6 protein-coding genes, 1 tRNA gene and 1 pseudogene are annotated in these 6,824 nt (G+C 65.6%); 4 read left to right on the top strand and 4 right to left on the bottom strand.

Annotation, left to right across the window (positions count from 1 at the left end; all coding sequences use genetic code 11):
• A partial coding sequence (locus tag ABZ863_RS13140; RefSeq protein WP_358534750.1) for a DUF222 domain-containing protein occupies positions 1–858 on the top strand: 858 nt, incomplete at its 5' end.
• A gap of 255 nt (positions 859–1,113) precedes the next feature.
• On the opposite strand, the gene ABZ863_RS13135 is transcribed toward ABZ863_RS13140, so the two are convergent.
• Complete coding sequence (locus tag ABZ863_RS13135) at positions 1,114–1,845, bottom strand: GntR family transcriptional regulator (RefSeq protein WP_358534748.1); 732 nt, start codon at positions 1,843–1,845, stop codon at positions 1,114–1,116.
• 64 nt (positions 1,846–1,909) lie between these two features.
• Positions 1,910–2,932, bottom strand: coding sequence for a cation diffusion facilitator family transporter (locus ABZ863_RS13130; protein ID WP_358534746.1), 1,023 nt, complete (start codon positions 2,930–2,932; stop codon positions 1,910–1,912).
• Positions 2,933–3,182: 250 nt separating this feature from the next.
• On the opposite strand from ABZ863_RS13130, the pseudogene ABZ863_RS13125 reads away from it, so the two are divergent.
• A pseudogene (locus ABZ863_RS13125) lies at positions 3,183–3,351 on the top strand (cobalt transporter); the annotation flags it as partial.
• 98 nt (positions 3,352–3,449) lie between these two features.
• A tRNA-Ile gene (locus ABZ863_RS13120) sits at positions 3,450–3,523 on the top strand.
• A 258-nt stretch (positions 3,524–3,781) separates the two neighbouring features.
• Here ABZ863_RS13120 and ABZ863_RS13115 read toward each other — a convergent pair.
• The gene (locus ABZ863_RS13115) at positions 3,782–4,141 is read right to left on the bottom strand and encodes a hypothetical protein (protein WP_358534744.1); all 360 of its coding nucleotides are present in this window, start codon (positions 4,139–4,141) and stop codon (positions 3,782–3,784) included.
• A gap of 146 nt (positions 4,142–4,287) precedes the next feature.
• On the opposite strand from ABZ863_RS13115, the gene ABZ863_RS13110 reads away from it, so the two are divergent.
• A complete protein-coding gene (locus tag ABZ863_RS13110; RefSeq protein ID WP_358534742.1) occupies positions 4,288–5,436 on the top strand; it encodes an FAD-dependent oxidoreductase in 1,149 nt (382 codons plus the stop codon).
• A gap of 77 nt (positions 5,437–5,513) precedes the next feature.
• Here ABZ863_RS13110 and ABZ863_RS13105 read toward each other — a convergent pair whose 3' ends face one another.
• Positions 5,514–6,782, bottom strand: coding sequence for a DUF11 domain-containing protein (locus ABZ863_RS13105; protein ID WP_358534740.1), 1,269 nt, complete (start codon positions 6,780–6,782; stop codon positions 5,514–5,516).
• Between the last annotated feature and the right edge of the window lie 42 nt (positions 6,783–6,824).

Here is a 6,824-nt window from a genome sequence, read left to right as displayed (position 1 = left end):
GAGGCCGCAATCGTGAGCGAGCCTCGGATCATTGCCAGGCTGGGTCGGGAGATCCGGGACCGATTGGACCCCGATGGCGCCGAACCCAAAGATGAGGCCCTGATACGGCCGAAACGGTGGCTGGACTTCCACGAGACCGCCGACGGCGTCACTGGCACGTTCGGGCTGGACAAAGAAACCGGGACGCTCCTCAGCAATCTCTTGTCCCCGCTGACTACTCCCCGGTCCAGCGATGATGGCCCGGACCTCCGCTCCCGGGACGAACGTTGTGGCGATGCGTTCACCGAGATTCTGGCGCTGGCGGCCCGATGCCCCGACACTCCCACCGAAGCGGGAGAACCGGTCACGCTGCTCGTGTCGGCCACCCTCGACCAGCTCACCACCGGCATCGGCCAAGGCCTCGTGGACGGTCACCTCTCGATGTCGGCGGGGCAGATCCGGCGGATGGCCTGCGACGCGAAAGCCGCCCCCATGGTCTTCGGTACCGCAAGCGAGGTCCTCGACGTCGGACGGACAACCCGAACGGTACCCCGAAGTCTCCGCCGGGCCCTGATCCACCGAGACAAGGGCTGCACCTTCGCGGGCTGCGACCGCAAGGCCAAGTGGTGCCAAGCGCACCACATCGTGGAGTGGAGCAACGGCGGACCGACCACTTTGGACAATCTCACCCTGGTCTGCCCACATCACCACCGGGTGGTGCACCACAGCAACTGGACCATCCGCATGACCAACGGAATCCCCTGGTACATCCCACCACCCCACAGCGACCCCGAACAACAACCCCGCCGCAACACCCTGCACACCTGGCCCAACCCCTGGGACACCAGTCCACCAGATCCGGTGGCGCTGGCGTCATGATCAACCGCTTGGTGGGCTGAATGAGCCCGTTAGCAATGGGTGTTGAACGATCCATGGCCAGTCGAGTAGTCCTTGATGGGCTGGCCGTGGACCGTTCACCAACGCGGTGCGATGCCTAATTCCAGCGCCGCCAAGGCGTCTGAGCACGGTCGTAATCCGGCGCGGACCGTACCGGTTGTGCTGCTGCGTCCCGCACAAATCACGGTCGCATCGGCCTCGCCCAGCAAGGCCACACCCGGCACCCGGGGATTGTGCCTAGCGCGTTCGTGGTGTGGAGCTGTCCGCCAGCACTATGCCGGCAGCCGCGACGCCCGCGTGATCGGCGCCGGCGAGCAGGCCTTCGAGCACCCGCGCTCGGCTCGCCTCGATCTGGGCGATCACGATCTCGCGTGCCCGCTGGGCGTCGCGGGCCAGTAGTGCGTCGTGCAGATCGTGGTGTTCGTGCATGAGCTCGGAGGCGTTGTCCCGGTTACCGAGACTGATGAAGAACAGGCGCTGCATCTCCTCCAGCAGCACCTGCAGCGTGCGCGCCAGCCGCTCGTTCCCGGCGGCACGCGCGATGCGCACGTGGAAATCGCGGTTGTCCTGCAGGAACTGCTCGTAGCTGCGGGTGTCGCCGTGGACGTAGGTCTCGTGGGCGAGCGCGTGCAGCGTCTCGAGCTCCTCCTGCGTCGCGCGCTGCGCGGCGAGCTCGACCGCCGCCGGCTCGAGCAGCAGCCGCATCTCGAACAGGTCGCGCACGCTGGCGAGAGTGACGACCGTGACCCGGTAGCCCTGACGGGGCCGGACCTCCACGAAGCCCTCCTGCACGAGGCGGCGCAGCGCTTCCCGCACCGGGGAGCGGCCGAAACCGGTCGACTCGGTCAACCCCGCCTCACGGAGTTCAGTTCCCGGCGGCAGCTCACTGATGAGGATGAGGTGCTTGAGGTGCTCGTAGGCGCTGTCGGTCGCACTGGTCCGCTGCGCGGTGTCCACGGAGGCACTCATCCGGCGAGACCTCCTTCTACCGTCCCCACGAGCCGCGTATCAGCACACTGATGCTACCCGGATGTCACCGTTGCGCGGCGACCTTGGCTCGGTATGCGGCACGGGCCTTGGCGCTGACGTGGTGACCGGCCAGCTCGTGCAGGTCGTTAGGCCGGGCGCCGTCGACGACCGGATGCAGGTGGACGACAACGGATTCCAGGTGCGGGACGGCATGCAGCAGCTCGTGTTCGACACGGTCGGCCACCCGGTGTCCTTCCAGGACGGTCAGAGTGCCGGTGACCGCGATCTCGGCATCGCCTTCCAGCCGGTGCCCGGTCCAGCGGACGCGGACCCGGTCGACCCCGAGCACACCGTCGACAGTGGCGGCGGTCGCCGCCATGTCGTCGATGACACCGGGCTCGACACCGTCCATGAGCCGGCGGAAAACCGTGCGCATAGTGCTGATCAGGATGCCGAGAATCGCCAGGCCGATCAGCAGGCCCATGATGGCGTCCGCCCGCTCGAAGCCCAGCCACACACCGATGACGCCGATCACCACGGCAATCGAGGTCAGGCCGTCGGCACGCGCGTGCTGGCCTTCGGCGATCAGCGCGGCCGAACCGATCCGGCGGCCGGTGCGGATGCGGTACACGGCCACGATCTCGTTGCCCACGAAGCCGACGACGCCCGCGGCGAACACCCACCAGAGGTTGGTCAGCGGGCGCGGGTTGACCATTGCGTCGATCGACTCCCAGATGATCAGCCCCACCGACGCCGCGATGACCAGCGCGATGAGGACACCCGCCAGGTCCTCGGCGCGGCGGTACCCATAGCTGTAGCGCTTCGTCGCGGCCCTGCGGCCGAGCCGGAATGCGATCACCAGCGGGATCGTGGTCACCGCGTGCCCGAGGTTGTGCAGTGTGTCGGCGAGCAGGGCGATCGATCCGGAGATGGCGACGATCGCCATCTGCAGGACCGCGGTCACCATCATCCCGGCAAGCCCGATCCACGCGGCGCGGATTCCCTGACCGCTGGACTCCTCGGCCGACTGGATGGCCTCGCTGGCATCGTGTGAGTGCGGCACGACGATGTGCTTGAGCTTGGCCAAAAATCCTTGGCGATGCCCGTGTCCATGTCCGTGCCCGTGGGCATGACCGTGGCCGTGTTCAGCGTGCTCGTTACCCATCGAGACCGAGTTCCCGTCCGCGCAGAGAAGCGCCAGTCGTCACGTGATATTTCACGTGGAACATTACAACGCGACCCAGGTGTGGTCAATCAGCCCTCGGCTCACATTCAGGCAGTGGAACCGTCGCGCCGAACGGGCACCCTGCGCCGCCAGATCGGCCAGTCGTCCGCCCGCAGCGCAGACGCTGCTGTGCACGTACCTGTCCGGCGTGCTCCTCCCCGGCCCGCTGTTGAAACTCGCTGCTCGGCTGGTCCTGGGCAGACCCCGGGGTGGCGTTGATCATCGCGGCGGTGGCGGCGCGGGAAGGCCGGGAAGCCTGGCGCGGCGAGCACTGCTGCTGAGGCCACCACCGGCGACCCGCTATAGTGCAATCGCTGGGCTCGACGCTGGCACCGTCGGCGGGCCCACCCGGAACCGGGCGCTCAGGCTCCCGGCTGCGGGGCCGGTAGCTCAGTTGGTTAGAGCAGGGGACTCATAATCCCTTGGCCGCGGGTTCGAGCCCCGCCCGGCCCACAAGGTTTGACCAGGCCGTATTCATCCCGGAGCCACTGTCGCCCTCGAGTCAGAGTCGGGCTTCTGGCGATCTTGAGGCTCGCCAAGTGGGGGAACGAAATTGAGGAATCGAAAATGCGCTCTCATTCTTTGACGCTAATTCTACGAGCCTTGCGGACGATTTGACGCCGTGATTGGCGTCTGTCACAGACGCTGAAATCTCCCGTCGACTCGACTGAGCGGGAGACGTATGTTTCAAGAAGGGAGCCGCCGCTCTAGTCAGACTTCGAAAGGACCGACCTCAAGGGATGCTGAGTGGATCCCAAACCAGGGCCATTCCGCTGCCACCTCGAACTTTCCGGTCGGCCGCGGCCACAACCACATCGTTTGCCGAGTGTGGAGCCGTGGCCCGTCGATCTTGAAACCAGGCCCGCCCATGGTCGAAAGGCAGGGCTGCGTCGGCTCGGTTGTCGAGTCGGCAACGTGGTCGAGCGTGCTCGCGGTGCTCCCGTCCGACTGCCGCACCCCAAACCGCAGGGCGGAAGGCGCGGGGTCTTCATCCGACGCCATGCCTTTGCGTAGATCCTCGCCCGCGTCGCCCTTCTCGCTCATGGCATTGGCCTCGATCGTGATAGCCAAGCCATTGGAATACGTATCGACACTGATTATCTTGATTGAGGCGCGCGATGCCTCGGCCAGGTACCGTTCAATTTGGTGTGAAGAGCGACGGCTGGCGCTGACAGATCCGGGTCGAGCATAGGTCCTCAGCGGGGCATGATGGGTTCATGCCGGGGCACGCGGTGGTTGTGGGCGGTGGGATCGCTGGTTTGGCGGCGGCTGTTGCTTTGCAGCGTCGATCGTGGCGGGTGACCGTGCTGGAGCGGCAGTCGTCGCTGTCGGAGGTCGGCGCTGGGATCACGTTGTGGCCCAACGCTTTGCGTGCGCTCGATGCACTCGGTCTCGGGGCCCGGATTCGTGCAGCGGGGCTCGTGCAGAGTTCCGGTGGGATGCGCGACAGCCGGGGAAGATGGCTCAGCCGCACCGATACCGACGCGATGGCCCAGCGGTTCGGCGACGGACTCGTGGTGCTGGAACGCGGGCAGTTGCTCATGGCGTTGCGGGATGCCTGCACCGACGTGGACATTCGCGTATCGGCAGAAGTCACCAGCGTCGACGCCGACGGCACGGTGGTGATCAGCTCGACGGAGCGCGTCCGGGGCGACGTGGTGATCGGTGCGGACGGGGTGTGGAGCGCGGTGCGGCGTGCACTGTGGCCGGATGCCAGGGTCCGTTCGACCGGCATGCTCGCCGCTCGGCTGATCGGCCGCGTCTCCGACCCGAATGCGGTGCAGGGCGGCGAAACCTGGGGCCGCGGGGACTACGCGGGAGTCGCGCCACTGCCCGACGGGCGGCTGTACGCCTACCTGGTCGTCCCCGTCACCGCAGGCGCGCCGTCCGAGCCGGGCAAGGCGTTGCTGTGGTGGCGGCAGCGGTTCGCGTCCTGGCACTTCCCGCTGCCGGAGCTACTCGCCAACATCGAACCCTCACGGCTGCTGTGCAACGAACTCTACGACCTCGCCCCGCTTCCCGACCTGGCGCGCGGCCGGATCGCGCTGGTCGGCGATGCCGCCCACGCCATGACACCAAACCTGGGCCAGGGCGCCTGCCTGGCTCTGGAAGACGCCGTCGAACTCAGCGCGTGCCTTGGCCCCGACGCCGTGGCGGCTACCGACGTCATGCTGCGCCACTACAGTGCGCGCCGCCTGCCGCGAGTACATCGGCTCGCCAAGCGGTCCCGCGCCGCAGGCGCCGCCGCGGCTCTGCGCGGACGCGTGCCGACCATCGCTCGGAACACGCTGGTCCGCATGGTCCCCGCCGCCGTGGCGCTACGCGGGTTCGACACTGTCGTCGGGTGGTATCCCCCGACCTCGTGAACAGCACGGTGGGCCGGTGACCTCGCGGAGGTAGAGGCGAGGTCACCGACCCGGCAGCCACACTGAGACGGGCAGGCTCAGCCGACTACCTTGCGGCGCGCACGATGACGCCGCAGCCCAAAACCAGCCCCAACAGCACCGAAACCGCCCAGAGCAATACCCGCAGCCAGCAACGGCACGTCGACGATCTCGACGGTCTCGTCAGCCGTGTTGTTGTCCGGGTTGGGATCCTCCTCATTACCCCGCACGGTCGCGCTGTTCATCACCTCACCCACCGGACCACCAGCAGTCGCAGTGACCGTAATCTGCGCACTCTCCCCCACAGCCAAAGCACCACCAGTACAACTGAGATCATTCCCAGCCACCGTGCACCCCGGCGTACCAGACTGCACATTCGACAACCCAGCAGGCAACACATCACTCACCGAATACCCAGACGACCCACCCGGACCATGATTAGTCACCGTCAACGTATACGTCACCGTCCCACCCACCTGAACCGGATCAGGCGACCCAACCTTCACAATCCCCAAATCAGTCGGCTGCGCAACACACGAAGTCGCGTCGCTGTTGCTGGCGAACGGGCCGCTTTGGGTTGACACCACCTCGAATGCAGGAACGGGGGCACCCGAGTTGGTAACTGCGACCCGGTGCAGCGTTCCCGAGTTCTCGTAGAAGCCGAGGTCACCGTTTCCGAAGAGGAAGACGCCACCAAACGGATCACCACTCGCAGTGCTTATCGCGTTAGGAAAAACGTCGACACTACCTGTCGACGGGTTGATGCGAACGATAGACGTGCCAAAGTTCGTTCCACCCCAGAGGTAACCGTCCTTGAAAACGAAGTCGGAAATGACGGGCTGCCCGGACAGGTCGATCCTGTCTGTCACAGTTCGTGACGAGACATCGATCACGTAGATCGTCGTTCCGGTGTTTCCCTCCATCACATACAGATTTCCGGAATCATCGAATGCGCCCGCGTTGAAGCCGGCACCCGCCGGAAGTCCAACCTGACCCAGGCCGACCGCAACGCCGTCAGACCCGATCTGAACCAAAGCATTGTTGTCGCCGCGGATGCCGTAAACGTAGTTGTCCTCGGTATTGAACCCTATAGCATTGTATCCGATGGTGGGATTCGACCCAATCAAGGAGAAGTCGACTTCACCTTGCCCGAAAGTGCCTTCATAGAACTGCGCACTATTACCGGCATTCTGACCTAGAAAGACCTGCCCTTCACATGTGAACGGTGTCGCTGCCGACGCTGTTCCGGGTCCAATCAGGACCATGCTTCCTGCCGTGGCCGCGGCCGCTACGATCACCATGCCAAAGCGTTTCAATCCTGTCCTCATCGCGTGCGTTGACCTTCCGATTCGAGGGATATGCACACAGAG

This window comes from Saccharomonospora sp. NPDC046836, from assembly GCF_040645195.1.
GTDB lineage: Bacteria > Actinomycetota > Actinomycetes > Mycobacteriales > Pseudonocardiaceae > Prauserella_A.
Note: the sequence above shows the minus strand (reverse complement) of the source record. Positions and strands in the feature narration are given on the sequence as shown.